At 68.1% G+C, this 26,239-nt stretch carries 28 protein-coding genes and 1 pseudogene; 11 read left to right on the top strand and 18 right to left on the bottom strand.

The window, feature by feature from the left end:
* Positions 1 to 5 precede the first annotated feature (5 nt).
* The gene (locus VXD91_RS18990) at positions 6 to 584 is read right to left on the bottom strand and encodes a DUF4241 domain-containing protein (RefSeq protein WP_212807273.1); all 579 of its coding nucleotides are present in this window, start codon (positions 582 to 584) and stop codon (positions 6 to 8) included.
* 67 nt (positions 585 to 651) lie between these two features.
* Complete coding sequence (locus tag VXD91_RS18985) at positions 652 to 1,242, bottom strand: hypothetical protein (protein ID WP_212807272.1); 591 nt, start codon at positions 1,240 to 1,242, stop codon at positions 652 to 654.
* 358 nt (positions 1,243 to 1,600) lie between these two features.
* On the opposite strand from VXD91_RS18985, the gene carD reads away from it, so the two are divergent.
* The 4 genes from carD to rlmB are packed head-to-tail and all read left to right on the top strand — an operon-like array spanning position 1,601 to position 4,984.
* Complete coding sequence (gene carD, locus VXD91_RS18980; RefSeq protein WP_020100886.1) at positions 1,601 to 2,089, top strand: RNA polymerase-binding transcription factor CarD; 489 nt, start codon at positions 1,601 to 1,603, stop codon at positions 2,087 to 2,089.
* Positions 2,090 to 2,109: 20 nt separating this feature from the next.
* Entirely contained in the window at positions 2,110 to 2,583 is a 474-nt protein-coding gene (gene ispF / locus VXD91_RS18975) for a 2-C-methyl-D-erythritol 2,4-cyclodiphosphate synthase (protein WP_020100885.1), read from the top strand.
* Positions 2,584 to 2,602: 19 nt separating this feature from the next.
* Positions 2,603 to 4,042: a cysteine--tRNA ligase gene (gene cysS, locus VXD91_RS18970; RefSeq protein ID WP_256445373.1), complete on the top strand. Its 1,440-nt coding sequence runs from the start codon at positions 2,603 to 2,605 to the stop codon at positions 4,040 to 4,042.
* A 3-nt stretch (positions 4,043 to 4,045) separates the two neighbouring features.
* On the top strand, positions 4,046 to 4,984 hold the full coding sequence (gene rlmB, locus VXD91_RS18965; protein ID WP_064984810.1) for a 23S rRNA (guanosine(2251)-2'-O)-methyltransferase RlmB: 939 nt from the start codon (positions 4,046 to 4,048) through the stop codon (positions 4,982 to 4,984).
* A 1-nt stretch (position 4,985) separates the two neighbouring features.
* Here the strand turns inward: rlmB and VXD91_RS18960 are convergent, their stop codons facing one another.
* From VXD91_RS18960 to VXD91_RS18940, 5 genes and pseudogenes are all read right to left on the bottom strand, one after another.
* The gene (locus VXD91_RS18960; protein ID WP_212807271.1) at positions 4,986 to 6,542 is read right to left on the bottom strand and encodes a metallophosphoesterase family protein; all 1,557 of its coding nucleotides are present in this window, start codon (positions 6,540 to 6,542) and stop codon (positions 4,986 to 4,988) included.
* Positions 6,543 to 6,632: 90 nt separating this feature from the next.
* Complete coding sequence (locus VXD91_RS18955; RefSeq protein ID WP_212807270.1) at positions 6,633 to 7,040, bottom strand: nitroreductase/quinone reductase family protein; 408 nt, start codon at positions 7,038 to 7,040, stop codon at positions 6,633 to 6,635.
* A gap of 13 nt (positions 7,041 to 7,053) precedes the next feature.
* Positions 7,054 to 8,184 (bottom strand): annotated as a pseudogene (locus VXD91_RS18950) (SLC13 family permease); the annotation flags it as partial.
* On the bottom strand, positions 8,175 to 9,095 hold the full coding sequence (locus VXD91_RS18945; RefSeq protein ID WP_346416113.1) for an MBL fold metallo-hydrolase: 921 nt from the start codon (positions 9,093 to 9,095) through the stop codon (positions 8,175 to 8,177). The pseudogene VXD91_RS18950 and the gene VXD91_RS18945, both read right to left, overlap by 10 nt.
* A complete protein-coding gene (locus VXD91_RS18940; protein WP_346416112.1) occupies positions 9,095 to 9,853 on the bottom strand; it encodes a 5-oxoprolinase subunit PxpA in 759 nt (252 codons plus the stop codon). Before VXD91_RS18940 ends, VXD91_RS18945 begins: the two co-directional genes overlap by 1 nt.
* Positions 9,854 to 9,877: 24 nt before the next feature.
* Here VXD91_RS18940 and VXD91_RS18935 point away from each other — a divergent pair, with 24 nt between their 5' ends.
* Complete coding sequence (locus VXD91_RS18935; protein ID WP_346416111.1) at positions 9,878 to 10,678, top strand: sulfurtransferase; 801 nt, start codon at positions 9,878 to 9,880, stop codon at positions 10,676 to 10,678.
* A gap of 19 nt (positions 10,679 to 10,697) precedes the next feature.
* Here VXD91_RS18935 and VXD91_RS18930 read toward each other — a convergent pair whose 3' ends face one another.
* From VXD91_RS18930 to VXD91_RS18920, 3 genes are read right to left on the bottom strand one after another with little or no spacing between them, the layout of a single operon-like run.
* The gene (locus VXD91_RS18930) at positions 10,698 to 11,528 is read right to left on the bottom strand and encodes a metal ABC transporter permease (protein ID WP_226519848.1); all 831 of its coding nucleotides are present in this window, start codon (positions 11,526 to 11,528) and stop codon (positions 10,698 to 10,700) included.
* Positions 11,521 to 12,318: a metal ABC transporter ATP-binding protein gene (locus VXD91_RS18925; RefSeq protein ID WP_346416110.1), complete on the bottom strand. Its 798-nt coding sequence runs from the start codon at positions 12,316 to 12,318 to the stop codon at positions 11,521 to 11,523. The genes VXD91_RS18930 and VXD91_RS18925 overlap by 8 nt, the downstream gene beginning before the upstream one ends.
* 9 nt (positions 12,319 to 12,327) lie before the next feature.
* Positions 12,328 to 13,248, bottom strand: coding sequence for a zinc ABC transporter substrate-binding protein (locus tag VXD91_RS18920; protein WP_318985414.1), 921 nt, complete (start codon positions 13,246 to 13,248; stop codon positions 12,328 to 12,330).
* Positions 13,249 to 13,345: 97 nt separating this feature from the next.
* Here VXD91_RS18920 and VXD91_RS18915 point away from each other — a divergent pair, with 97 nt between their 5' ends.
* Positions 13,346 to 14,446: a LacI family DNA-binding transcriptional regulator gene (locus VXD91_RS18915; protein ID WP_226519845.1), complete on the top strand. Its 1,101-nt coding sequence runs from the start codon at positions 13,346 to 13,348 to the stop codon at positions 14,444 to 14,446.
* On the opposite strand, the gene otsB is transcribed toward VXD91_RS18915, so the two are convergent.
* Together otsB and kstR are read right to left on the bottom strand one after the other, a co-directional pair.
* Positions 14,443 to 15,186, bottom strand: coding sequence for a trehalose-phosphatase (otsB, locus tag VXD91_RS18910; RefSeq protein ID WP_346416109.1), 744 nt, complete (start codon positions 15,184 to 15,186; stop codon positions 14,443 to 14,445). The genes VXD91_RS18915 and otsB overlap by 4 nt on opposite strands.
* A 3-nt stretch (positions 15,187 to 15,189) precedes the next feature.
* Positions 15,190 to 15,795 carry a cholesterol catabolism transcriptional regulator KstR gene (gene kstR / locus VXD91_RS18905; RefSeq protein WP_346416108.1) on the bottom strand — a complete coding sequence of 202 codons (606 nt, stop codon included), beginning with the start codon at positions 15,793 to 15,795 and terminating at the stop codon, positions 15,190 to 15,192.
* Positions 15,796 to 16,050: 255 nt separating this feature from the next.
* Between kstR and VXD91_RS18900 the strand changes: the two genes are divergently transcribed.
* On the top strand, positions 16,051 to 18,159 hold the full coding sequence (locus VXD91_RS18900; RefSeq protein ID WP_346416107.1) for an acyl-CoA dehydrogenase: 2,109 nt from the start codon (positions 16,051 to 16,053) through the stop codon (positions 18,157 to 18,159).
* On the opposite strand, the gene VXD91_RS18895 is transcribed toward VXD91_RS18900, so the two are convergent.
* Positions 18,156 to 19,043 (bottom strand): helix-turn-helix domain-containing protein, encoded by an 888-nt coding sequence (locus tag VXD91_RS18895; RefSeq protein WP_346416106.1) that lies wholly within the window; start codon positions 19,041 to 19,043, stop codon positions 18,156 to 18,158. The two genes, VXD91_RS18900 and VXD91_RS18895, sit on opposite strands and share 4 nt — an antisense overlap.
* 333 nt (positions 19,044 to 19,376) lie before the next feature.
* On the opposite strand from VXD91_RS18895, the gene VXD91_RS18890 reads away from it, so the two are divergent.
* Complete coding sequence (locus tag VXD91_RS18890) at positions 19,377 to 20,570, top strand: hypothetical protein (RefSeq protein WP_226519841.1); 1,194 nt, start codon at positions 19,377 to 19,379, stop codon at positions 20,568 to 20,570.
* 90 nt (positions 20,571 to 20,660) lie between these two features.
* On the opposite strand, the gene VXD91_RS18885 is transcribed toward VXD91_RS18890, so the two are convergent.
* The 3 genes from VXD91_RS18885 to VXD91_RS18875 form a co-directional block, all read right to left on the bottom strand.
* Positions 20,661 to 21,173 (bottom strand): DUF6130 family protein, encoded by a 513-nt coding sequence (locus VXD91_RS18885; RefSeq protein ID WP_226519840.1) that lies wholly within the window; start codon positions 21,171 to 21,173, stop codon positions 20,661 to 20,663.
* Positions 21,170 to 21,676: a DUF1097 domain-containing protein gene (locus tag VXD91_RS18880; protein WP_226519839.1), complete on the bottom strand. Its 507-nt coding sequence runs from the start codon at positions 21,674 to 21,676 to the stop codon at positions 21,170 to 21,172. Before VXD91_RS18880 ends, VXD91_RS18885 begins: the two co-directional genes overlap by 4 nt.
* A gap of 73 nt (positions 21,677 to 21,749) precedes the next feature.
* Positions 21,750 to 22,172 carry an Ohr family peroxiredoxin gene (locus tag VXD91_RS18875; protein ID WP_226519838.1) on the bottom strand — a complete coding sequence of 141 codons (423 nt, stop codon included), beginning with the start codon at positions 22,170 to 22,172 and terminating at the stop codon, positions 21,750 to 21,752.
* A gap of 155 nt (positions 22,173 to 22,327) precedes the next feature.
* Here VXD91_RS18875 and VXD91_RS18870 point away from each other — a divergent pair, with 155 nt between their 5' ends.
* Complete coding sequence (locus tag VXD91_RS18870; RefSeq protein ID WP_226519837.1) at positions 22,328 to 22,792, top strand: MarR family transcriptional regulator; 465 nt, start codon at positions 22,328 to 22,330, stop codon at positions 22,790 to 22,792.
* Between the two features lie 4 nt (positions 22,793 to 22,796).
* Here the strand turns inward: VXD91_RS18870 and VXD91_RS18865 are convergent, their stop codons facing one another.
* Positions 22,797 to 23,651 carry a LysR substrate-binding domain-containing protein gene (locus VXD91_RS18865; RefSeq protein WP_226519836.1) on the bottom strand — a complete coding sequence of 285 codons (855 nt, stop codon included), beginning with the start codon at positions 23,649 to 23,651 and terminating at the stop codon, positions 22,797 to 22,799.
* A gap of 71 nt (positions 23,652 to 23,722) precedes the next feature.
* On the opposite strand from VXD91_RS18865, the gene VXD91_RS18860 reads away from it, so the two are divergent.
* Complete coding sequence (locus tag VXD91_RS18860; protein ID WP_226519835.1) at positions 23,723 to 24,727, top strand: bile acid:sodium symporter family protein; 1,005 nt, start codon at positions 23,723 to 23,725, stop codon at positions 24,725 to 24,727.
* Positions 24,728 to 24,909: 182 nt separating this feature from the next.
* Here the strand turns inward: VXD91_RS18860 and VXD91_RS18855 are convergent, their stop codons facing one another.
* Positions 24,910 to 25,674: an amidohydrolase family protein gene (locus VXD91_RS18855; protein ID WP_226522274.1), complete on the bottom strand. Its 765-nt coding sequence runs from the start codon at positions 25,672 to 25,674 to the stop codon at positions 24,910 to 24,912.
* 85 nt (positions 25,675 to 25,759) lie between these two features.
* On the opposite strand from VXD91_RS18855, the gene VXD91_RS18850 reads away from it, so the two are divergent.
* Positions 25,760 to 26,221: a MarR family winged helix-turn-helix transcriptional regulator gene (locus VXD91_RS18850; RefSeq protein WP_226519834.1), complete on the top strand. Its 462-nt coding sequence runs from the start codon at positions 25,760 to 25,762 to the stop codon at positions 26,219 to 26,221.
* The last annotated feature ends 18 nt before the right edge of the window (positions 26,222 to 26,239 follow it).

Genomic DNA, 26,239 nt, shown 5'->3' with positions numbered 1-26,239 from the left:
TTGCGTCAGGCTCGGCGTCCGAATCCGAGTCGCCTGGCCAGTTTTCGCATCAAGCCGGGTTGATCATCCGGGTGGTCCCCGATGACACCGAAATCCACGTGTACGGCGACGGGCCTGTCGTCGCGGTCGTACGTCGCAAGGACCGGGAAACCGCCGTCGCCCCAACCGGATCCGCTGACGACGACATTGGCACCGGAGGCCGGGTCGAGTGACACATTGGCGTAGCCCGGGCCGATATCCGGTGCCCACAGGCCGCGGTCGATGGCCTCGGCGCGATCTGCCAGCACTGAATCCTCGACCGCCGCATCGTGAACCGCGAGCAGCCCGTGGTCGGTGCCGGTGAACGCGCCGAAGCTGGGGACGGGCGGCACGAGTAATTCGTCGGCGGAACCGAGCAGGGCCGGTTGGCCGTCGCCGATCGCCACGCTCAAATATGCCTGGCGGGGCTCAGGAGTGCCGTCGTCGCTCACATCGACCACCGTTGCCCAAACCCGGTACGAGCCATTCGGGACGGCGAGTATGCAACCGCCGCTTCTCGGGCCGAACGGATCCCGCGCGATCAATGCGCCGGTACTGACCTGCACCGTTCCGAGTTCGACGACGGTGCATCCCGCAGCGCGACCGGTGGTGGCTGCGAGGAACGAAGCGAGGCTAGTGATGTCCCTCGCCGCCGCCGGCAGGTGCCGGAGCGGCGTCGCCGGCCTCGCGGCGCGGGGCCTCGCCGGCGGAGATCGGGACCGCGATGGTCTTCTCGCCGGCGTTCTGGAACTTGAACGTGAAGTTGTAGTTCAGGCCGTTGCTGATGGGCTTGGTCAGCGCCACCATCGCGATGGAGGTCGTGGCGTCCTCGGACCGCGGCAGGGTCTGCTTCTGGCCGTCCGGGGTGCCGACCAGCAGCACGCCGCCCGCGGGCACCGTGGTGCCGCCGTTGACCAGCACCTCGCCGGTGTCGGAGGTGATGCCGATCAGCTTGTCGGGGTTGTCGGGCGACTTGTTGGTCGCGACGAACAGCAGCTCGACCATGGTGCCGGGCTTGACGAAGTCGCGGGTCTGCGGGGCGCGCAGGTAGACGTTGCGCAGATCCACACCGGCCTTCTCGTTGCCGATGGTGGTGGCGGTGCCGTTGACCGCAGGCAGCTGGTTCGCGCTCTGTGAGACCTGGCCGCTGCTGCAGCCGGTGAGCGTCACCGCGGTGGCCAGCCCGAAGGCGGCCAGCGTGACGGCAGAAGTGCGCGATTTCATGCGGTTCACTCAAGCCTCCTGCTTGGGCGCCAGCGGCGATGCGCGTGACGGCCTTGGGTATGTCCTGCTGTGTCCCCGGACTGGTCCGGCGTTCGACTATGCAGAGTAGTAGGTGGCGGTTGGCGGCGGTAGCGGAGGCCCGCCATCTGCCTGGTTCGGGCGTCTTTCCGGCCGGGAATGACCGGTGAATGGGACGTGAATCCGGGGGAATTCGGCCGGATTGTGGCCCCCGCCACTGCACGTAAACGCCGCGCTGTCAACCCCTTTCACGCATCTGTATGGCCCCTGACCTGCATTGTTGATCCGCGGGTGTCTGACGCCCGTGCTAACATTGCTATGTGAAAGGGGCCCGAATCTGATGATTTTCAAGGTCGGAGACACCGTCGTTTACCCACACCACGGTGCAGCATTGATCGAGGCGATTGAAACCCGGACCATCAAAGGCGAGCAGAAGGAATATCTCGTCCTCAAGGTTGCGCAGGGCGATCTGACCGTTCGAGTACCCGCAGAAAACGCTGAATACGTCGGTGTTCGCGACGTGGTGGGTCAGGAAGGCCTCGACAAGGTGTTCCAGGTGCTGCGCGCCCCGCACACCGAGGAGCCGACCAACTGGTCCCGTCGTTACAAGGCGAACCTGGAGAAGCTGGCTTCCGGTGATGTGAACAAGGTCGCCGAGGTCGTTCGTGACCTGTGGCGTCGTGACCAGGAGCGCGGGCTGTCCGCCGGCGAGAAGCGCATGCTGGCCAAGGCTCGTCAGATCCTTGTCGGTGAGCTGGCCCTGGCCGAGAACACCGATGACGCGAAGGCCGCCACCATCCTGGACGAGGTTCTCGCCGCGGCGTCCTGAACGCCATCTCCAACGGAGCAGTGAACTTCCGTATCGGTCTCGGTACCGACGTACATCCCATCGAGGCAGGGCGGCCGTGTTGGCTGCTCTGCCTGTCCTTTGACGATGCTGACGGCTGTGCCGGGCATTCCGACGGCGACGTCGCCGCGCATGCACTCTGTGATGCCTTGCTGAGTGCTGCCGGCCTCGGTGACCTGGGCAGTGTCTTCGGTACCGATCGTCCCGAGTGGCGCGGCGTCACCGGCACCGACATGCTCAAACATGTCGCCACGCTGCTGACGGCTGCCGGTTTTCGGGTCGGCAATGCGGCGGTCCAGGTGATCGGCAACCGCCCGAAAATCGCGCCCCGCAGGGAAGAGGCCCAGCAGGTGCTGTCGGCGCTTCTGGATGCTCCTGTCTCCGTCTCGGCGACCACCACCGATGGTCTCGGGCTCACCGGTCGGGGCGAGGGTCTGGCGGCGATTGCGACGGCGCTGGTGGTCTCGCTCGATTAGGCCGGTAAGCTGGCCCGTCGTGACCGAAAACCGTCTCGAGGGCCTGAGGCTCTACGACACCATGACCGGTGCCGTGCGGGACTTCACCCCGGTGCGGCCCGGACACGCATCCATCTACCTGTGTGGCGCAACCGTGCAGGGCCTGCCCCACATCGGCCATGTCCGCAGCGGCGTCGCTTTCGACGTGCTGCGACGCTGGCTGACGGCCAAGGGCTACGACGTTGCGTTCATCCGGAACGTCACCGACATCGACGACAAGATTCTCAACAAGGCCGCCGAAGCCGGCCGGCCCTGGTGGGAGTGGGCCGCCACCTTCGAGCGGGCCTTCACTGCCGCCTACGACGCGCTGGGCGTGCTGCCGCCGTCGGCCGAGCCCCGGGCCACCGGGCACATCACCCAGATGGTCGAGGTCATCGAGAAGCTGATCGAGCGCGGGCACGCCTACGCGGCCGACGGCGACGTGTATTTCGACGTGCTGAGCCTGCCCGACTACGGCAAGCTCTCGGGTCACCGCATCGACGATGTGCACCAGGGCGAGGGCGTGGCGACCGGCAAGCGTGATCCGCGGGACTTCACCCTGTGGAAGGGCGCCAAGCCCGGTGAGCCGTCCTGGCCGACGCCGTGGGGCCGGGGCCGCCCCGGCTGGCACACCGAGTGCGTCGCGATGTGCCAGGAGTACCTGGGCTCGGTGTTCGACATCCACGCCGGCGGTATGGACCTGATCTTCCCGCACCACGAGAACGAGACGGCGCAGGCCAACGCCTGCGGCGACGAGTTCGCGCGGTTCTGGCTGCACAACGGCTGGGTCACCATGGGTGGCGAGAAGATGAGCAAGTCGTTGGGCAACGTGCTGGCGATTCCGGCTGTGCTGCAACGGGTTCGGGCCGCCGAGCTGCGTTACTACCTGGGCAGTGCGCACTACCGGTCCATGCTCGAGTTCTCCGAGAACTCGCTGCAGGACGCGGCCAAGGCCTACACCGGCATCGAGGAGTTCCTGCACCGGGTCCGCACCCGGGTGGGTGCCGTCGAGGTCGGTACCTGGACCGAGAAGTTCGCGGCCGCACTCGATGACGACCTGGCGGTGCCGGCGGCCCTGGCCGAGGTGCACGCCGCCCGCGCCGACGGCAACCGCGCGCTGGATGCCGGTGACCACGCCGGCGCGATGGCCGCGGCGACGTCGATCCGGGCCATGATGGGCATCCTCGGTTGCGACCCGCTCGACGAGCGCTGGGAAACCCGCGACGAGACGTCGGCAGCGCTGAACGCCGTCGACGCTCTGGTGCAGTGGGCGCTCAAGAGCCGCGCCGAGGCCCGGGAGAACCGGGACTGGGCTGCCGCCGACGCGATCCGCGACCAGCTGAAGCTGGCCGGCATCGAGGTCACCGATACCGCTGACGGCCCGCAGTGGGCCCTGACTGATGGGGTTCCTGGGGCGAGCGAAGCGACGGGGAAGAGGTAGGACATGGCCGGAAACTCCCAGCGCCGCGGCGCGATTCGTAAAGCGGGCACCAAGAAGGGCCCGACCGTCGGCTCCGGTGGCCAGCGCCGGCGTGGGCTGGAGGGCAAGGGCGCGACGCCGCGCGCCGAACAGCGCCCCAACCACAAGGCGTACAAGATCGCGCAGAAGGCCGCCCGGTCGAATCAGGGACGGCACAAGAAGACCGATGACGTCGAGGTCGTGGTCGGCCGCAACCCGGTCGTGGAATGCCTCCGCGCCGGCGTCCCGGCCACCGCGCTCTATGTCGTGCTGGGCACCGAGGCCGACGAGCGGCTGACCGAGTCGGTCACGCGCGCGGCCGATGCCGGTATCGCCATCATGGAGGTGCAGCGCCACGATCTGGACCGCATCACCAGCAACGGCATGCACCAGGGCATCGCGCTGCAGGTGCCGCCGTACCAGTACGCGCACCCGGACGATCTGCTGAAGTCGGCGACCTCCGACTCGAGCCCGGCCCTGCTCGTCGCGCTCGACAACATCTCCGACCCGCGCAACCTGGGCGCCATCGTGCGGTCCGTGGCGGCGTTCGGCGGGCATGGCGTGGTGATCCCGCAGCGGCGTTCGGCGTCGGTCAGCGCGGTGGCCTGGCGCACCAGCGCCGGAGCGGCCGCCCGGCTGCCGGTGTCTCGGGCGACGAATCTCAACCGAACGCTCAAGGATTGGGCCGACGCCGGCCTGACCATCGTCGGACTGGACGCCGGCGGCGACACCACCCTGGACGAGCTGGACGCCTCGGGGCCGATGGTCGTCGTGGTGGGCTCGGAGGGCAAGGGTCTGTCGCGACTGGTGCGGGAGAACTGCGACCACATCGTCTCGATCCCGATGGCGGGCCCCACCGAGTCGCTCAACGCGTCGGTGGCCGCCGGCGTGGTGCTGGCCGAGATCGCCCGGCAGCGCCGCTGATTCAGCGGTCGGTGCGGGGCCGCGTCAACTTGAAGCTGTCGACCGCCCGCACCTCGCCGAACGGACCGCTCACCGCGTAGTAGGTGGCGTCCATCGAGGTATTGCCACCCGGTTGGCCTGGGTCGACATCGAAAGCCACGAATCCGCACGGGTTTTCCCGATCGCGGAAGACGGACCAGGGCGCGGCTTCCTCGATGTAGTTCGGTGTCTTCCTTCCGGTGCCGGGATTCACCTCGCCGACGGACATGAGGACGCGGCAGCGCGGTTCGGGGAACAGCATCGTGTTCGACGGGATCGACGTGCCGCCCCCGCCGATGACCAGGTGCACGGTGCCCTTGCTGGTGTCGATCGAGTCCGATTGTGCGGCAACCGGATTCGGTGTCAGGGTGTCGGTCGGCAGGGTGCCGCGGAGCGCATGGCTGCGTTCGTAGTGGTGCTCGTGCCCGCACACCACGAGGTCGACGTTGAACCGGTCGAACAGGGGCAGCCAGTTCTCGCGGATGCCGAGGTCGGCGCCGTTGGTCTTGTTGCCCGTGGAGACCGCCGTCTGGTGCATGCACACCACCACCCAGTCGATGTCCTTGTTGCTGCGGGTTCGTTCGAGTTCTTTTTCCAGCCAACGTTTTTGGGCGCCACCGGAGTAGCCGCGCACGTATGAGTTGCCGCCGTCCTGGTAGCAGACGTCGTCGTTGGCGAGGATGATCACGCGGACCGAGCCGGCGGTGAAGGCGTACCAGAGGCCACGCAGTTCGGGGTCGGAACCGGAGTCCGGCAGCCCGAAGTAGGCCTGGTAGGCGCCGTAGCCGATGGGGCCGTTGCCCAGTTCGTTCTCGTGATTGCCCGGCGCCGGCATCCACGGCCGGTGCCGCGCGGAACGGGTGTTGTTCTCGAACCATTCCGACCAGGTGCGGACCCGGTCGTGCGCGAGGTTGGCGTAGCAGAGGTCGCCGTTGACGAGGTGAAACAGCGGGGCCAGCCGTTCGACCGCGGTGGTGATGTCGCCGGCGGCCGGCGATCCGACGTGATCGCTGCCGAACGATGCCGCGACCTTGGCGTCGAGCATGGGCGTCGACTGGTCGCCGAAGCTGGTGAACCGGATGGGTGCGCGGCCCCGGGGTGCGGTACGCACCGAGCCCAGTTCGGGACTCGCGCCGTCATGCACGGCGGCGTAGATGTAGTCGGTGTCGGGCGCGAGGCCGGTCAACCGGGCATGGTGGACGCGAATCTCACTGCGTGACGCCGCGTCGCGGTAGGTGACGGTCTCGGCCGCGACGGCGGTGCCGACACCGTCGTCCGGGGTGCCCAGCATGACGTGGGGATTCTGCACTGCGGACGCGGTGTGCCAGGACACCACGACCTCGGTGGCCGCGTCGGAGCCGAACTGGGTGTGCAGCCCGGTGACCGGTGGGGCGCCGCCGCGGTCGGCCCGCTGCCACAGCATCGGACCGCTGCGCGTGGTCGTGACGTATCCGGTGGCGCCGGCTCCGAGGCCCGCGCCGACGAGAGCCGACGTGCCTCCCACGATCAGCGATCTGCGGCTCACGTCCACGACAGCCATCTTGCCTGCGATGCGGACCGCCGGCCCGGCGGCAGCGCCGCCCGACAACGAATCGACGTGTGCTGTTCTCGCCGCGGTAACCGCGCTGGCTCAGCGGCGCTGCAGCTCGACGACCGGGATGACGCGGTCGGTCTTCTTCTCGTAGTCGGCGAAACCGGGTGCGCGCTCGACGATGCGGGCGTAGGCGGCGTCCCGTTCGGCACGGGGCAGTTCGCGCGCCACAACGTCGTATTCCTCGGTGCCGATTTCGATGTGGGCGTTGGGATTTGCCCGCAGGTTGTGTACCCAGGCCGGGTCGGCGTCGGCGCCGCCGGCGGATCCGACGATCAGTCGCTTGCCGTCGATGACGAACGTGGCCGCCGGGTTCACCCGCGGCTCACCGCTCTTGGCGCCGGTGGTGTGCAGCAGGAGCAGCGTCAGGTTCTCGAACGGTCCGCCGACCTTGCCGCCGTTGGCCCGGAATTCGGCCATAATCTGTTCGTTCCAGCTGTCGGCCATTCGTCTTCCCCGCTCATCGCAGTCCCAACATCGAACAGGTCAACCATAATCCGGTCACGGCCAGAATCAGGGTGACCGGCGCCGTCACCAGCCCGACGGTCGTGAACTCCCGGGCCCGCGCGGGCATCTCGCCGCGGACCACGTTGCGCCACAAGAGGTTCGACAGCGATCCCGGATAGGTCAGGTTGGGGCCGATGTTCACCCCGATGAGGACCGCCAGCACCGCGACCGGCCCACCGGACGCGACCAGCGGCAGCAGCACCAGCACGGCGGGCAGGTTGTTGATCAGATTCGACAGCACCGCCGCGATGGCCGCGATGCCGAGCAGTGCCGGCAGCGTGGCGCCGTGTGGCAGCAACTGCGAAAGGACCCGGCCCAAACCGAGGTCCAGTACCGCGCTCACCAATACACCCAGCGCCAGCACGGCGACGAGGAACGGCACGTTGGCCGCCCGCACGATGCCCATGGGCGTCTCGTGACCGCGCACGACGGCCCGCACCGCCAGCACCGCGGCGCCGGCGAACGCGGCCCACGCCGGCTCCAGGCCGAGCAGTGAGGTGGCGCCGAAGCCGATGAGCGTCAGGATCAGCACGGTCAGGACGAAATACGGGATCTCGGGTGGGGGTGGGGCCGGTCGGTCCACGGCGCCGGCCTGCAGTTCGCGCCGGAAGTACCACCGCAGCAACACATATTCGGCGGCGACCGCGAACAGCCAGGGCAGGGACATCGCCGCGGTGAATCTGGTGAAGCTCAGGCCCGCGGTCGTGAAGGCCAGCAGATTGGTCAGGTTCGATACCGGTAGCAGCAGCGACGCGGTGTTGGCCAGGTGGGCCGCGGCGTAGCCGTGCGGCCGCGCCGGTACGCCGAGCGTGCGTGCGGTCGACAGCACGACGGGCGTCAGCAGCACGACGGTGGCATCGAGGCTCAGCACGGCCGTCGTCCCGGCCGCGATGACGAAGACGATGGCCAAGAGGCGGCGCGCCGCGGACTGTCCGGCGCCCCAACTGTGCCGGGCCATGTAGACGCCGGCGGCGTGGAACAGCCCTTCGTCGTCGCAGAGTTTGGCCAGCACCAGGACCGCGGCGAGAAACCCGACGACCGGCAGCAATCGGCCGATCTCGTGGAGTGCGGTGTTCACAGCCAGGGATCGGCGGGTTGCCAGAGCGTCGGCAGATGCAGCGGCAGGCCGTCGTCGGCGGCCAGCCGGCTCAGGACGCGCATCGAGACGTCGAGGTCGTCACCGGCGTACGGCAGGGCGCGCAGCGGCTCGTGCAGGGGCCGGAAGAAGTCGTCCCAGTGCGTCAGCACCACCCGGCGGGCCCCGACGGTCCGAACTGTCTCGTTCCAGTAGTCGACGAGGTACTGCTCGGGCTGCAGACCGAGCTGCCCGATCCCGAGATACACGACCTCGGCGCGTTGCCCGGCGAGGGCGCCCGGCACGAATCCGGCGCTGCCGACGGCGAGCAGGCGGCGGCCGCTGCCGCGGTGGTGGATGTGCGTCGACCACGCCTCGCCGCACTTGTATGCCGATGCCCGCACCGGCGGCACCACGGGTGCGGTGATGGTGCCGGGGAAGCGGTCGGGTGGGCAGTGGTGTCCGGTGAACAGCGTTACGTCGAAGGCACCCAACGTGATCGGCTCGCCGGGAGTGGCCACCGTCAACTGCGAGTCGGGGAGTCCGCCGCCGCGGCCGATGTTCGCGGCCGAGGTGCCGCCCACCAGTTGTGCGCCGGTGCGCGCGGCGACGACAGCGGAGTCCATGGCGTGGTCGAAGTGTGTGTGGACCGGCAGCACCGCGTCGAGCCGGTCGATGCCGAGCCGGTGCAGGCAGCCATCAATGCGCGGTAGTGCGGGGTTCAGCCGGCCCAGCCCGACGGCCAAGAGACTCGGCCGGGAGAAGAAGCCGTCGGTCAACAGCGCCGACGAACCGTCGGACACCAGCATGGTGGTGACGCCGGCCCAGGTGACGGTCAGCGGCGAGTCGGAACCGGCCGCGGGCTGGTCGAAGTAGCGGGTGTATGCGGCCAGGTCGGGCCGGCCCAGTTTCGGTCGCATCAGCAGAAGGCCTCGATCTGTACGTTCTCGGTGGTGAGCCGGTCGCGGACGGCCCGCGCGATGTCGACGGCACCGGGCGAATCACCGTGCACACAAATTGATTTCACGGTGATCTTGATGGTTGAGCCGTCGACGGCACCGACGCGGCCGGCGGTCACCATGGACGCCACCCGATCGGCGATGGCCGAGACGTTGTGCAGCACCGCGTTGCGTTGTGTGCGCGGCACCAGTTGTCCGTCGGGGCGATATGAGCGGTCGGCGAAGGCCTCGGGCACGGTGCGAAGTCCGATCTCTTCGGCGGCGGCGAAGAATGCCGAGCCGGCCAGTCCCAGCACCGGCAGCGATGGGTCAACGGCGTGCACCGCCGCGGCCACGGCCCGCGCCTGCACATGATCGGTGACGATCGTGTTGTAAAGAGCGCCATGGGGTTTGACGTAGCTGACGGTCGATCCGGCGACGTGCGCCAGGGCCTGCAACGCGCCGATCTGGTAGATGACCTCGGCGGTGAGGTCGTCCGGGCCGACGTCGATGTAGCGGCGACCGAAGCCTGCCAGGTCGCGATAGCCCACCTGCGCGCCGATCCGGACGCCGCGTTCGGCGGCGGCGCGGCAGACCCGCAGCAGCCCGGCCGGGTCGCCGGCATGGAAGCCGCAGGCGACGTTGGCACTGGTGACCAGATCGAGCATCGCGTCGTCGTCGCCCAGCCGCCACACCCCGAAGCTTTCGCCGAGATCGGCATTGAGGTCCACCGCTGACATGTCTGCCAGCCTAGGCTGGCCGGCATGTCCACTCGTGACGACATTCTCATCACCGCGTTCGGCCTCGCCCAGTTGATCGCCGCCGGCGACGTGACGCTGCTCGATGTGCGCTGGCAGTTGGCCAAGCCCGACGGCCGCGACGAGTATCTGGCCGGGCACATCCCCGATGCGGTGTACGTCTCGCTGGAGGACGACCTGTCGGACCACACCGTCGCGGGGCGCGGCCGGCATCCGCTGCCGTCGGGCGCGGCGCTGCAGGAGGCGGCGCGCCGCTGGGGCGTGCGGGAGGGTGTGCCGACCGTCGTCTACGACGACTGGAACCGTGCGGGCTCGGCGCGTGCCTGGTGGGTGCTGCGCGCCGCCGGCGTCGACAACGTGCGCATCCTGGACGGCGGGCTGGCGGCGTGGACCACCTCGGGTGGTCCGCTGGACCGCGGCGACGTCGAACCGGCACCGGGCAACATCACCGTCACGCACCAGGATCTGTATGCCGGGGCCATGCCGACGCTGACCGCCGACGAGGCCGCGGCGCTGGGCCCGCGCCTGGGCGATGTCCGCGCGCCGGAACGGTATCGCGGCGACGTCGAACCCATCGACCCGATCGCCGGGCACATTCCGGGCGCGATCAATCTGCCGAGCGTGCTGGCGGCCGACGGTACGCTGCGCACCGACGGCGCCGATGTGGATGGCGTGTACTGCGGTTCGGGTGTCACCGCGGCGGTGGCAGTGGCCGCGCTGGCGGCCGCGGGCCGGGACGTGGCGCTGTTCCCCGGCTCGTGGTCGCAGTGGAGCAACGAGCCCGGGCGGCCAGTGGGGCGAGCGTAGCGACGGGTTGTTGATCCCGCTACCGGCGCCTGACCCGCCCCGCGCCCCAGCACAGCAGGAAGATGCCGAACGAGATCGACGTCACGAACACCGAGACCGGGACGCCCGGTGCCAGGGACAGCACAATGCCGCCGACCGCGGCGATCTCGGCGAAAACCACGGACGCCACGATCGTGGTGACGGGGGAGCTGAACACCCGGCCGGCCGCGGCGGCGGGGGTGATCAACAGCGACATCACCAGCAGTGCCCCGACGATCTGCACGCCCTGCGCGGCCGCGACGCCGACCAGCGCGGCGAACACGATGCCCAGCGCCCGGACCGGAACACCGCGGGCGGCAGCCACTTCCGGGTCGGCGGTGGCGAACAGCAGCGGCCGGTAGCAGGCGGCCAGGATCGCGACCACCAGTACGGTCACCACCGCCAGCAGCGCCAGCCCCGAGTAGCCGACGCCGACGATCTGCCCGGTGAGCAAGGCGAAACTGGTGCCGGTGCGGCCGGGGTACAGGTGGATGAACAGCACGGCCAGACCCAGCCCGAAGGCCAGTACGACGCCGATGGCCGAGTCCCGCTCGCGTGAGCGTTGCCCCAGGATGCCGAAAAGGATTGCCGCCAGGGCACTTCCGACGAGGGCGCCGAGGCCGACGTTGAGCCCGGTCAGCAGTGCGAAGGCCGCACCGGTGAGGGAGAGCTCGCTGGAGCCGTGCACCGCGAACGACATCTGCCGCATCACGATGAACGGTCCGATCAGGCCACCGAGCAGCGCCAGCAGCGCCGCGGCGAGCACGGCCTGCTGGACGAAATCGCGGCCGAGCAGATCCGCGGTCAGCGCCGTGTTGAAGAAGTTATTCACAGCAGTGTCCGCTCGCATGCTCGGAGTTGTCCACGCCGGCACCGTCCTGGCCGACGACGACGTACTGGCCACCGATCCGGGCGACCTGGATGTCGGCGCGGTAGAGCGCGGACAGCGTCTCGGACGTCATGACCTCCTCGACGGTGCCGATCCGGAAGCGGCCGTCCACCAGGTACAGCACGCGGTCGACGTACGGCAGCACGGGATTGACCTCGTGGGTGACGAACAGGACCGCGGTACCGGCGTCCTTGCGGCGCTGGTCGATGAGGGCCGATACCAGTTTCGCGTTGGCCGGGTCGAGGTTGAGCAGCGGTTCGTCGCACAGCAGCAGCGCCGGGTCGGACGCCAGGGCCTGCGCGATGCGGACTCGTTGCAGTTCGCCGCCGGACATCACCGAGACGGGGACGTCGGCCAGCCGCGCGCCGTCGACCTGGCCGAGTGCCTGGGTCACCACGGCGCGGCGCTGCGCGCGCTTTCGCGGGCCGGCGAAACCCCACTTGTGCCCGTCGCAGCCGAGGCCGACGAGGTCGCGGCCGCGCAGCGTCAGCCCGGTGTCCAGTGAGCGGTGCTGCGGCACGTAGCCGATGGCGCCGGTGGTGGTCATCCGCCCGGCCGTCAGCAGCTGTTGGCGCAGCAGCACTTTGAGCAGCGAGGTCTTGCCGGTGCCGTTCGGGCCGAGCACCGCGATGAATTCGCCGCGGCGCACCGTCAGATCCAGCCGGTCCCACAGGACGCGGTCGCCGAACGACAGTCGTGCGCCGGTGAGTTCGGCGACCGCTTCAGAAGGCACGGTTACTGATTATCGACCCGGCGCCGCGGCGCTATCGAGCTGGTGGGCCAATGCCTCCGCGGTCTGCCGCTGCCAGGTCAGGAAGTCCTGTCCGGCGGGCAGCGTCTCGGTGACCTCGACGATGGGCAGCGCGGACTTACGGGCGGCGTCCTGGAGCTGCTTGGTGACGGCGGTCTCGGTCTGCTTGTTCACCACCAGGGCGTCGACCTTGTGGCCGTTGATGAGGTCGAGTACCGCGGCCACGTCGGCCGGGGCGGGGTCGTGGCCTTCTTCGGCGGCGGCGGCGAAGCCGTGCGGGGTGCTGTCGACGACGCCCGCGGCGGCGAGCAGGTAGTGCGCGACGGGTTCGGTGGAGACCACCGCGGCGCCCGGGTGCTTCTGTCCGATGGCGTGCTCGGTGGCGGCGATCGCGTCGGTCTTCTTGCCGAACTCCGCGGCGTTGGCGCGGTAGGCGTCGGCGTTCGCGGAATCGGACTTGGCCAGGTCGTCGGCGATCTTGGCGGCGACGGCCTTGGCGACGGCCATGTTGTAGAAGACGTGCTCGTTGGCCTCGCCGGGCGCGCTGTGCGGCAGCAGCGAGTAGGCGTCCACGGTGGTGACGTTCTTGTGGTTCTTCAGCACATCGTCGGCCCAGTGGTCGTAGCCGCCGCCGTTGATGACGACGAGGGAGGCGTCGGCGATGGCGGCCGCGTCGGCCGGGGTGGCCTCGTAGGAGTGCGGGTCGTCGACGTCGCTGGTGAGGAGGGACTTGACGTCGGCGTGTCCGCCGGCGACGGCGGTGGCGACGCTGCCCCAGACGTTGGTGGTGGTGACGACCTTGGCGGCGCCGTTGGCGTGGCCGGAGTCGTCCTGCGACCCGCAGGCGGCCAACCCGGTGACCGAGGCCAGCGCGGTGAGGGCGGACAGTGCGATGAGCCTGGTCCGGGTCATGTGTGCTCCTGTGGGCTAGTGTTAATGAAAACCGTTTGCAATAAATCTAGTGCACCGTTGCCGTGCAGCGCGAATCGGATGCGCTAGCGTCACAAATATGCCGAGGAGCCCCAACCCGAGGCGTCGGGCCACGCTGGCCTCGCTCGCTGCCGAGTTGAAGGTCTCGCGCACCACGATCTCGAATGCCTACAACCGGCCGGACCAGCTCTCGCCGGAGTTGCGTGAGCGGGTGCTCGCCGCCGCCAAGGAGATGGGCTACCCGGGGCCGGACCCGGTGGCGCGTTCGCTGCGCACCCGGAAGGCCGGTGCCGTCGGACTGATCATCACCGAGCCGCTCAACTACTCGTTCCGCGACCCGGCGGCGCTGGATTTCGTTGCCGGACTTGCCGAATCATGTGAGGAGGCCGGGCAGGGCCTGCTGCTGGTGGCGGCCGGGCCCAATCGGTCGGTCGAGGACGGCACCGCCGCGGTGCTGTCCGCCGGGGTCGACGGGTTCGCGGTGTACGCCGCCTCCGACGACGATCCGTACCTACCGGTCGTGCAGCAGCGCGGCGTCCCGATCGTCGTCGTCGACCAGCCGAAGGACCTGCAGGGCGCATCCCGGGTCTGTATCGACGATCGCGCGGCCATGCGCGGGATCGCGGAATACGTTGTCGGCCTTGGGCATCGGGAGATCGGCCTGCTGACCATGCGGCTCGGCCGGGACTGGCCGCACGGTGACGCGCAGTCGGCCGTGGTGGACCCGGAACGGCTCACCTCGCAGCATTTCCACGTGCAGTGCGAACGCATCCTCGGGGTCCGCGACGCGATGTCCGATGCCGGTCTGAACCCCGACGGCCTGACTGTGGTGGAGACCTTCGAGCACCTACCGAGCTCCGGTGGCACGGCGGCTGCCGTTGCGCTGCAAGCCAATCCGCGCATCACGGCGCTGATGTGCACCGCCGACGTGCTGGCGCTCTCGGCGATGGACCACCTGCGGTCACGCGGCATCTACGTGCCCGGCCAGATGACCGTCACCGGATTCGACGGCGTCCCCGAGGCGCTGGGGCGCGGGCTGACCACCGTCGCGCAGCCGAGCCTCGAGAAGGGCCGCCGGGCCGGGTACCTGTTGAACAATCCGCCGCGGTCCGGCATCCCGGTGATCGAGGTGCTCGAAACCGAGCTGGTCCGCGGCCGCACCTCGGGCCCGCCTGCCTAACCGGCCCGGCGCGCCGCCAGGTACGCCAGCGCCGCCGCGACGTCCTCGGGGGAGTCGACGCGGTACTGCGCGGCCGACGGCCCCGGGCCGACCTTCACGCCGACGTCACCGTCGCGCAGCCGGGCGAAGGCCTTCTCGTCGGTGACGTCGTCGCCCAGAAAGACCACGGCGGTCGCGTCGTCGCGCTCCCGCAGGGCGTCGATGGCCGAGCCCTTGTTGGTGGTGACCACCGCGAACTCCAGCACCGCCTTGCCCTCGGTGGGCTCGGCGGCCCACTGCGTTCCCGCCTCGCGCGCGGCGGTCAGGGCGGCCTCGCCGTCGGCCGCCGAGGCGTTGCGCACGTGCAGGGCGGCGCTGGCCGGCTTGGTCTCGACCGCTGCACCCGGGTAGCGGTTTGCGATCTCGGTGAGTGAATCCACGATCTCGGCCAGCAGTGCGGTGTCGACGGTCTGCGTGAATCCGGTGTTGAACTCCGCGCCGTGACTGCCCACGAGGTGCACCGAGTCCGGCATGCCGGACAGCTCGCGCAGGACGTCGAGGGCGCGTCCCGACACCAGTGCGACGAAGGTGTCCGGCAGGGCAGCCAGGTCCAGCAGGGCGGCCGACCCGGCGGGCAGGGCCCGGGCGTCGGCAGGGTTGTTCACGATCGGCGACAGCGTGCCGTCGAAATCCGAGGTGACGAGCAGTCGGGGGGTGGCGGCGACGGTGTCGAGCGCCGCGATCAGATCAGCCGGGAGCACCGGTCAGACTTTAGGGTGCTCCCCGTCACCGATCAGCAGCCGGACCGCCAGATCGAGCCGCTTGCTCACGTCGGTGGCCGAGGCACGACGCGTCAGCCAGGCCAGCAGGTTCGACAGCCACACATCGGAGATGACGCGGGCGATGTGGTACTGGTCCTCGGTGGGTTCGCCGTCGCTCATGGCGCGGGCGAACATCGAGTCCATGAGCTTGCCGACGTGATCAACCTCACCGGCTGCGGACGCGTCGGCGAACACGAAAGCACGCGTCATGGCCTCGGTCAGCAGCGGATTGCGCTGCATCGACCGGTTCAGCTTGCTGACCATCACGTTGAGGCGCTGGTACGGCGTACCGCCCGTCAGTGAGGCGCGATCGGTCTTGGCGTCGATGCGCTCGAACTCGCGGCCCAGCGCGGACACCAGCAGGTGCACCTTGGACGGGAAGTAGCGGTACAGGGTGCCGACGGCGACGTCGGCGCGTTCGGCCACCGCACGCATCTGAACTGCCTCGTAGCCGCCCTTGGAGGCGATGGCCAGGGTGGCGTCCAGGATGCGCTTGCGGCGCTCGCGCTGTGCTTCGGAACCGAGCTCGGATTCGGTTAGTACGGCCATGTTCGTCACCTCCCGCGGGCGGACGGCGGAATCGGACTCGGGTGTTGCTGGCGTCGGCATTCGGCGGTCAGTTCCTTCAGGTAGCGCATTGGGTGAAAACGATACGCAAAGTGATCGGTAATTTCCCACCTCCAGGCGCCCCGGGACACCCGAGTGTCCTGCTGTAATGGCGATCGACTTGACGTCTGATTGCTGTCACCATTAGAACACGTTCTAGTGAGAAGCGTGTTCTTCTCGCCCAAACGCTAGGAGCGCATGGTGTCCATCACTTCCACAACTATCGACTCGGAGCGGGCCGAGGTCCGCGAAATGGTCCGTAGCTGGGCTGTCGCGTCGGGTTCCATCGCCGCGGTCCGGGCTGCCGAAGGGAATGGCGCCGATGCGTGGCGGGGCCCGTATGACGGTCTGGTCGAACTAGGGACCTTCGGCGTCGCGGTGCCCGAGGACCTCGGCGGCGCCGGCGGCTCCATCGCCGATCTGTGCGTGATGGTCGACGAAGCCGCCGCCGCGCTGGTGCCCGGCCCCGTCGCCACCACCGCTCTGGCAACTCTCGTGATCACCGACCCCGCCCTGCTGGAGGCATTGGCCTCGGGGCAGCGCACGGCCGGTCTCGCGCTGAAGTCCGACATCGCCTTCGACGGGCGGACCGCGACCGGCACCGCCAAGTTCGTGCTGGGCGCCCTGCCTGACGGCCTGCTGATCCTGCCCGCTGGTGATACTTGGCTCCTGGTCGACGCCACTGCGGCCGGCGTGACCGTCACGCCGCTCGAGGCCACCGACTTCTCGCGGCCGCTGGCCCGGGTCGAGCTCAGTGGCGCCGCGGCGACCGTCCTCGATGCGCCGGTGGCCGACCTGGCCGTGACCGTGCTGGCCGCCGAGGCCGCGGGCCTGGCCCGCTGGCAGCTCGAGACGGCCGCCGAATACGCCAAGGTGCGTGAGCAGTTCGGCAAGCCGATCGGCAGCTTCCAGGCCGTCAAGCACATGTGTGCCGAGATGCTGCTGCGTTCGCAGCAGGTCGCCGTCGCCGCGAGCGACGTCGCCGAGGCCGCCGTCGAGGGCGACGCCACACAACTCTCCATCGCGGCTGCGGTGGCCGCCGCGGCCGCCATCGACGCCGCGAAACACAATGGGCGCGACTGCATTCAGGTCCTGGGTGGCATCGGCTTCACCTGGGAGCACGACGCCCATCTGTACCTGCGGCGCGCGTACGCCACCGCGCAGATCCTGGGTGGCCACGGCGCGTGGCTGCGCCGCGTGGCCGCGCTGACCCGCGCGGGGCTGCGCCGTCAGCTGCACGTCGACACCGGTGCGGCCGAGACGATCCGTCCCGAGATCGCCGCCACCGTCGCCCAGATCGCCGCGCTGCCCGTCGAGAAGCACCAGGCCGCGCTGGCCGAGGCCGGGCTGATGGCGCCGCACTGGCCCGCGCCCTACGGCCGCGCCGCGTCGCCGGGCGAGCAGCTCGTGATCGACGACGAGCTCAGCGCCGCAGGCGTTGTGCGCCCGGACATTTCGATCGGCTGGTGGGCCGCGCCGACCATCCTCGGGCACGGCACCCCCGAGCAGATCGACCGCTTCATCCCCGGCACGCTCACCGGGGACGTGTACTGGTGCCAGCTGTTCAGCGAGCCGGGCGCCGGCTCGGACCTGGCGGCCCTGCGCACCAAGGCCGTCAAGGTCGACGGTGGCTGGAAGCTGACGGGCCAGAAGGTGTGGACCTCCAACGCGCACCGCGCCAACTGGGGAATCTGCTTGGCGCGCACCAACCCTGACGCACCGAAGCACAAGGGCATCACCTACTTCGTTGTCGACATGAGCTCGCCCGGCATCGACATCCGGCCGCTGCGCGAGATCACCGGCGAGGCGCTGTTCAACGAGGTCTTCCTGGACGACCTGTTCGTGCCGGACGACTGCGTCATCGGCCCGGTCGACGGCGGCTGGGCCCTGGCCCGCACGACGCTCGCCAACGAGCGCGTCGCCATGGCCGCTGGCGGCGCGCTGGACAAGGGCATGGAGCACCTGCTGGACGTGCTCGGTGACCGCGAACTGGACGCCGCCGAGGCGGAACGCCTTGGCGCACTGATCGTTGCGGCCCAGGTGGGTTCGCTGCTGGATCAGCTGACGGCCCAGATGGCCGTCGGTGGCCACGATCCGGGTGCGCCGTCGAGTGTGCGCAAGCTGATCGGCGTGCGCTACCGCCAGACGCTGGCCGAGACCATCATGGACGCCCACGACGGTTCCGGTATCGAGGATTCGCCGGACGTCCGGTACTTCCTCAACACCCGCTGCCTGTCGATCGCCGGTGGTACGGAACAGATTCTGCTCACCGTGGCCGGCGAGCGTCTGTTGGGCCTGCCGCGCTAGCGGCCCCTGCGGAAGTCCCGCGGGGTCAGGCCGACGCGCTGCCGGAATGTCGTGGCGAAGTGGTTGGGTGTCGAAAACCCAACTGCCGCGCTGATTTCGGTGATCGACAACCGGGTCGAGGACAGCAGTGTCTTGGCGCGGTCGATACGGCGGTCGAGCAGGAACTGGTACGGCGTGGTGTGGAACGCGCCCCGGAATGCCTTGATGAACGTCGCCACGGACATCTGGGCAAGGTGCGCAAGCGATTCCAGGTTGATGTCGGATTCGAGGCTGGTCTCCAGGAATTCGATGATCGACGCGCGTGCCGACGGCGGCAGGGTGTCACGCTCGGATTCCGTGGCCGGTGGCCTCGTGGTGTAGGTGTCCCGGATCAGTAATCGCAGTGTCTCGCCTGCGGAATCGAGCAGCAGCCGGGCGAGCGCGTCTTCGCGGCCTGCGACGCTGCGAATCTTGGTCACCAGCTGGAGGATCAGCGGATCGTGATGCTTGCGCCGTGGGATGTGCACGACCTCGCCCAGCGCATTCTCGGGTATCGAGATTTCACAGAAGCTCGAGATGTCGCCCGTGACGACCGACGTGCAGCGCACGCCCGCCGGCACCACCCAGGTATCACCGATGCGTGGCAGTGTGCGATCGGTCGGCCCCCAGTCCAGGTTGGTCTCCATGGACCGCAGCGCGCCCATGCGGTGCACATAGATCAGATGGCGGCTCGAGTCATGGCAGCACCAATCGGTGGTGCGCTCGATGCGCTCGGTGGCGAATCGCAGCGACATACCGCGACTGTCGACGGACCTCTCGCCGACGACGATGCGGGGCGTCATGGGGCGGTCGTCATTCCATGGCTTGAGTGCCATGCCGAACCTCCGAATGTCCAGCTTGGCCATGATCATGCGCCCTCGGGCACGTGCTCGTGGCGGCTTTCTCCGAACATCCTGTGAGGAATCTGCGAGCCAGTCAATAAAAATTAGAACTTGTTGCATATTTCGAATGTTTGCTTTCGGCCTGGTCACTACCGTCTGCGCGGCCACAAGTGCTGACACCTCAGAGTCCAAGGAGAACGTATGGCATTCGAGCTGCGCCGATATTCGACTGCGGGAATCGCGATGGCATCCGCCGGCGTCATCGCCCTCAGCCCGCTGACGATTCCGTCGCCGGACCTCCATCTACCGGCGCCGACCACTGCGGTCGCCACCCGCACCGTGGACCTCACGGCATTCGTGAACCCGATCGCGGTGTGGGGTGACGTGCTGACGACGACGCTCACCGACATCGGGAAGCTGGGGCAGGAGTACGCCGCCGACCCGTTCCCGATCCTGCGACAGCTGATCATCAACCAGATGAGCTATGTGGGCGAGACCGTTTCGATTGTTCAGGGGATGGCCAATGGCTTCAGGTACTGGGCCAACACGGTTCCTGGCCAATTGCAGACGATCGGTCAACAGCTGGCCACGGGCCATATCTCAGACGCTGTGATGACGGGGAACTCGTTGTTTGTCAACGCCGTTGCAGCCACCTTCTTTCCGCTCCTGAGATTCGATATCCCCCAGAAGATGGCCCAGAACTTCGCAAACGTGGTCAAGGCGATCACCCCCGTTGCTACCGGGGTGGGCTTTGCGCTCTTGTCCACGGTGTACGAGGGGAACAAGGCGCTCGCCGACACGGCGCAGAAGTTCTACGACGCGGTCAAAAGCGGTGATCTGGTCACGTCTTTGAGTGAGTTGATCAATGCGCCGGCCAACGTGATCGGCGGTGTACTCAATGGGTATGGGACGGACAAGGGCATCTTCGGCATCTTCGGGTCGTACGGGGTCGTGAATGCGGTCTTGAACGGGCTCAAGACGATCGCAAACGCGATCAAGCCGCCGGCTCCGGAGGCTCCGGTCGCGTCGACCGCGGGCAGCGCAGCCGTAGCGACGGCCGTAACTGACACGGCTACAAAGGCTCTGGCGCCGGCCACCAAGCCGTCGGCGACCGCAGCAATCAAGACTGGTGACATCGACAAGTCTTCGACCGCCCCGGCGAAGTCGAAAGAATCTGTGGCCAAGGAGGATTCGAAGGCGGAGGCGCCGTCCCCGACCGAGGCCGAGGCGCCGGCGACGCAGCCGGTGAAGGTCACCGAACCGACGAAGGCCGACACGTCCACACCCGCGGCCGACCCCGTATCGGCCGAACCGGCCAAGGTCGAGACCACCAAGCCGGTTCAGAAAGACACCACCAAGTCCGAGCCGGGGACCAAGGCGACGGGGGCAACCTCGTCTGACGCCGATTCGGCGGGCAAGCCGGACAAGTCGGGCAAGCTGACCGAGAAGGCGGCGAAGGCCGAGAAGGCGCAGAAGACCTCGAAGGCGCCGAAGGTCGCCAAGCAGCCAAAGAAGGCGTCGGCGACGCAGCAGTCAGCCAACGCGGGTTGATGGGGGGACGAGATCGGCGAAATGGTTGCGAAAGCCATTCGGCAGGAAACCATTTCGCCGATCTCGGCTCGCGTCCGAAGTAGCCCGGGTTCAGGGGACCACGAAGTCGGTGGTGACGCGGTCGAGCGGATGGTGATTGGCATCCGCGAGGATGATCTCGACCTTGTGCGGTCCGTGCGGCAGGCCGACCAGGATCACCGGTTCACCGCTGGCGTCCGCCCAGTGCCACGGGGCCCCGTCGACGACGACGTGGATATGGCCGATGCGCGGAGTCACCTTGAGTGCCTCGGGGCCGAAAACCGGTTCGATGCGCAGGTTTTCGGCGCGATATTGGATGAACACCTGTCCCTTGGCGAGGGCCTCGGGAACTGGTGGATCGACGATCAGTTTGGCCGGCGGCTGCGGCGCGGTCAGCGGCACCACGCCCGGAGGGCCGAGCACGTCCGCGGCGCTGGGTGCTCCGGCGGCGTGCGAAGTCGTAGCGGGAGCGGAACTCTCGTGACTCGAGTGGTCCGAGGTCTCGACGGTCGTGCCACATGATGCGATGAGCCCCGCAGTGGCCGCGATGACCGCACAGCCCATGAGGCGCGGCAGCTTCGTCATTCGTTTCCCTTCTGAAAGCGGCTCTGACAGTAGTCGGAAAGCGCTGCGCCGGTGGCTCCGACGGCTCCCGCCGTTCCGAGCGCAATCACCGTTGCGACCGTGGGCGCGTGCCCTGCGTAGAAGAAACTGGTGATGCCGAGAAAATATGCCGGCGGATAGTTGAACACGGGCAGCGCTCGCAGACACATGACAATGGCGACGAGGGCAAATATCACAATGCCGGTGGCGGCCAGACCGAGTGATGGCTGCAGTCGATTGATCACCAGCGTCGTCACGGCGCCGAAGGCCAGGCCGGCCACGTACGACGCGAGATTGGCATAGCGGTGACGCACGGTGTCGCCGGTGACGCCGTAGGCGACCCAGCCGAGAAACATCGCAGGCGCAGAGAGCATCGCCCAACCCGTACCGAACGTGACGACGGCCGCGACGCCGGCGACGATCAGCGTGATGGTGTGAAACGGGATCGCGGGCGTTCTGGCCGCGCCGGTCGAGGTGATGCTCACGTGCGTCTCCTGGTGGTTGATCGGTGCGGCTTCCGTTGGCGAAGTGGACATTTCGCTGTACTGCCGAGTCCGCTCAGGCCACGCTGAGCACGACGTCGATGTTGCCCCGGGTGGCCTTGGAATACGGGCAGGTCTGATGTGCGGCGTCCACGATGGACACGGCGGTGTCCCGCTCGATGCCCGGCAGGCTGACGTTCAGGCGCGCCTGTAGGAAGTAGGCGCCGTCGATGCTGCAGAGGTCGACCTCGGCGTCGACGGCGGTATCGGCCGGCAGTTTGACGTTCGCCTTAACGGCCGCGATCTGCATGGCTCCGATGAAGCATGCGGACCAGCCTGCAGCGAAGAGCTGCTCGGGATTGGTGCCGGGCCGGTTGCTGCCGGGGGAATCGAGGCGGATGTCGAGCCGGCCGTCGGAGCTTTGCGCGTGTCCGTCACGGCCGCCGGTGGTGCGGGTCTTGCCGGTGTAGAGGACGGCGTCCTGGGTGCTGGTGCTCATGTGTGACTCCTGGGAAGGGCGTGCGGATAATCAATCGCATCCGATTGACTCGGATGCGATGAGACTAGCGCACGACGTCGAGATGTCAACCCATCCGATTGAATCGCATCCGATAGAATCGCTTCGGGATGTCACTGAAGCGTCAGGAGTTGTCGATGGCTGTCGAGCGTCCAACCGAGGCTGCCGGTCCCCGGCTTGCCGACTTCATGTGTTTCGCGATCTACTCGGCGAATCTCGCCTACGGCAAGGCGTACAAGCCGATCCTCGACGAGCTCGGTGTCACATATACCCAGTACATCGCGATCGTCGCGCTCTGGGAGAACGATCATCAAACCGTCCGCAGCCTGGGCGAAAGCCTCTTCCTGGAGTCGAACACGCTGACCCCGATCCTCAAGAAGCTCGAAGCCCAGGGGTACGTGCGCCGCCGGCGCGATCCGTCCGACGAGCGTCAGGTCATCGTCAGCCTCACGGATGCGGGCCGGGCGCTGCGTGAGAAGGCCCTCCCGATGAACCTGGTGGCAGCGACCGGCTTGCCGTCCGATGAGTTCGACAAGCTGCAAAAGGCGGTGGTTACCCTGCGCGACAACCTTCGCGAGCACGCGCAGACGCACGCCCGGTGAACTGTCAGTGCCGCATGCGGTGTGCACCGGCGACGATGGCGTCGTGCAGCGCGATCTCGGCTTCGGATGGCGTGCTCCGGCGGTGCAACAGGACGAACTCCAGATGACCCAGGTTCGGTAGCCGGCTGCCGGCAATCGGTTGAAGCCCTTGCGGCAGAACCGATTCGGAATGCGCGATGATCCCGAGCCCGGCGAGTGCCGCAGCCTGCAGGCCGAGCAGACTGTCGCTGACGCACGCGATGCGCCAACTGCGGCGCTCACGTTCCAGTTCGCGTAGCGCGATATGGCGGGTCAGGCTCGGTGGTGGGTACGTCACGATCGGCACCGGGTCCGTGATGTCGGTCAGCCCGGGGCGGCCGGCCCACACGAGGCGATCGCGCCACAGCAGCTCGCCGTGTTGTTCGCCGGGTAGTCGTTTGGCCACCATGAGGTCCAATTCGCCTGCGGCCATGCGCGTTTTCAGGTTCTCGCTCAGGCCCACAACCAGTTCCAGGTCGACACCGGGGTAGGACCGCCGAAACTCGACCAGCACGTCCGAGAGCATGCGGCCGACCAGATCGTCGGAGGCGCCCAGCCGGATGAGACCCGTGGGTTGGGATTCGGAGAAGTAGCGGTCGGCCTTGGCCTGCGCGTCCAGGATGTCGTGCGCAAAGCCCACCATCGCGGCGCCGTCAGCGGTGAGGGCCAGGTTGCGGGTGTCGCGCCGGAACAACTCGCGGCCGACGGCCTGCTCCAGTCGGGCGATGTGGCCGCTCACCGTCGACTGGCGCAGGCCCAGCAGACGTCCGGCCGCAGTGAATCCGCCGGCGCGCTCCACGGCCAGAAAGGTGCGCAGCAAGTCGGGATCGAACACATTCATCACAATATTCGGTTAGAGATATCGAATCTATCGCCTGGAAACATTAGTCGAGGCAGCAGTACGTTTGTTCGGTGAATCTGCTCGCCAAGCTCCGCATCGATGGCTTTCTGCTCGGGCTGTTCGCCGCGATGGTCATCGGTGTGCTGCTTCCGGCCCGCGGCGACGCGGGTCAGGCCGTCGAAACCGCCACCAAAGTCGCGATCGCCGTGTTGTTCCTGCTGTACGGCACGCGCCTGGAGCCGCGCGAGGCGCTCGAGGGGCTGAAGCACTGGCGGCTGCACACCACGGTGCTGGCCGCGACCTTTGTGCTGTTCCCACTGCTCGGGCTGGCGATGAAGGTGCTGGTGCCGTCGGTCCTGACCGACGAGCTCTACGTCGGCATGCTGTACCTGTGCCTGCTGCCGTCGACGGTGCAGTCGTCCATCGCCTTCACTTCGATCGCCCGCGGCAACGTCGCGGCGGCCGTCGTCAGCGCCTCGGCGTCGAACCTGTTGGGCATCTTCCTCACCCCGTTGTTGGTGACCCTGCTGATGCAGACCACCGGCGCGGCCACGGTGTCGGCGAATTCGGTCCTGGAGATCGTCGTGCAGCTCTTGCTGCCGTTCCTCGCCGGCCAGTTGTTGCGGTCCAAGCTGCACCGCGTGCTGGCGCACACCACGCTCACCAAGGTTGTCGACCGCGGTTCGGTCTACCTCGTCGTCTATGCGGCGTTCAGTGCCGGCATGGCCGAACACATCTGGGTGGGCATGAAGGTCACCAACGTGCTCGCGGTGATCGCCGTCAGTGTGGTGCTGCTCGCCGTGGTGCTGGGCATCACCGCCGGGGTGGCGCGGCTGCTGAAGTTCGATCGCGCCGACCGCATCGTGATCATCTTCTGTGGATCTAAGAAGAGCCTCGCCACCGGTCTGCCGATGGCCACCGTGCTGTTCGCCGGACATCCGGTCGGCCTGATCGTGTTGCCGCTCATGATCTTCCACCAGATTCAGCTCTTCACCTGCGCGGTCCTGGCCGGCCGCTGGGGACGGCAGGCTGACGCCGAGGCGGAGCGGCAAGAACTCGCGGTCGCGCCGAGCTGATACCTGGACCTGCGCGCGGGTGCACCCGCGCCCGTTGGCATCGAACAATCTCGGCATCTTGGCCGCGGACGCGTTGGTGGGCGCCGTCAGGTCGCTCGACTCGAAGTCCTGACACGCGGCAATTGATCTGCGGCAGCGAGTGATTCGGTGCCGCAGATCAACTCGCGGCACAGTACTGGCTGTCAGACCCGGAAAACCCGGGCCGCATTCCCGCCGAGGTAGAGGTCGCGCGCCTCGGTATCGAGGTCCAGGCTGTCAAGCTGTTCCAGGCACCGCTCGGCGGACAGCATGGGCCAGTTGGTGCCGAAAAGCACTCGGGTGCGGCCGGATCCGCGCATGTAGTCCACGAGCGCCGCGGGTAGGCGGTGCACGGCGTAGGCCGAGGTGTCGATGTAGAAGTTCGGAAACTTCTTGGCCAGGAACAGGACTTCGTCGATCCACGGTGCGCCGACATGGCCACCGATGACCACGAGTTCCGGGAACTCGAGCAGAACCGTCTCCAGGTAGGGGATCGGCCGGCCGGGTTCGGACGGGCACAGCGGGCCGGTGTGCCCGATCTGCGTGCAGAACGGGATGCCGAGTTCGACGCAGGCCTGCAGCAGCGGATAGTAGCGGCGGTCATCGGGTGGCAGGTTCCACAGCCACGGGACGACCCGCAGTGCCACCATGCCCAGTTCGGTTACCGCCCTGCGTAATTCGCGGACAGCGTCGACCGGCCGGGTGAGGTCCACGGCGGCGACACCGGCGAACCGGTCGGGATGTGCGCGCACGTGCGCCGCCGTCTCGTCGTTGTCGATCAGTGCGCCGTGCGGCCCGACCCATGCGCACAACAACGACTTCTCGACGCCGGCGTCATCCATCGCTTTCAGGGTGACGTCGATGGGCAGGGCCGGCAGGTCTTCCTGGCGGGTCCAGCGCAGCAGCGGCCGAAGCCAGGGCTGCCGCATGAACAACTCGTTCGGCTGCTGGGACCACGCGTCGATCACTCGTGTCATACCCCAATTACTTCACTAGTGAAGTAATAATGCAAGAGTGTATCCGAAACACAGGTCACCGGCAGGCAGGCGGCGCGCGTACTTCCAGCTGCAGACCGTCGCGCAGCGGCTGCGCACCACCGCCGACCGGCTGTTCACCGAGGAGGCCGGCATCACGACGGCGCAGGCTGCCGCACTGATGCTCATCGCGAACCACGCCGGGTGTCGCCAGTCGCTCATCGCGGCACAGCTCGGCCAGCGGGAATCGGCGGTCACGGCGATGGTTGGCCGGCTGGAGGCCGCGGGGTTCGTCGAGCGCAGGCCCAGCCAGAGCGACGGCCGCGCCTGGGAGCTGTGGCCGACCGAATCCGGCGCGGACGCGCTCCGGCGACTGGACGCCGCGCTGGCCACCGTCAACGGTTACATCGACGAGGCCTTCGGGGTCGACGAGGTCGACGGCGTCGTCGACGCACTGCTGCGGTTGAGCGATCTCCTCGACGGCACCGACAGCCGAACGTGAACTTGATCGCGAAAAATC

Source organism: Mycobacterium sp. SM3041 (genome assembly GCF_039668335.1).
Lineage (GTDB): Bacteria > Actinomycetota > Actinomycetes > Mycobacteriales > Mycobacteriaceae > Mycobacterium.
This window is presented reverse-complemented; position numbering and strand designations above follow the sequence as displayed.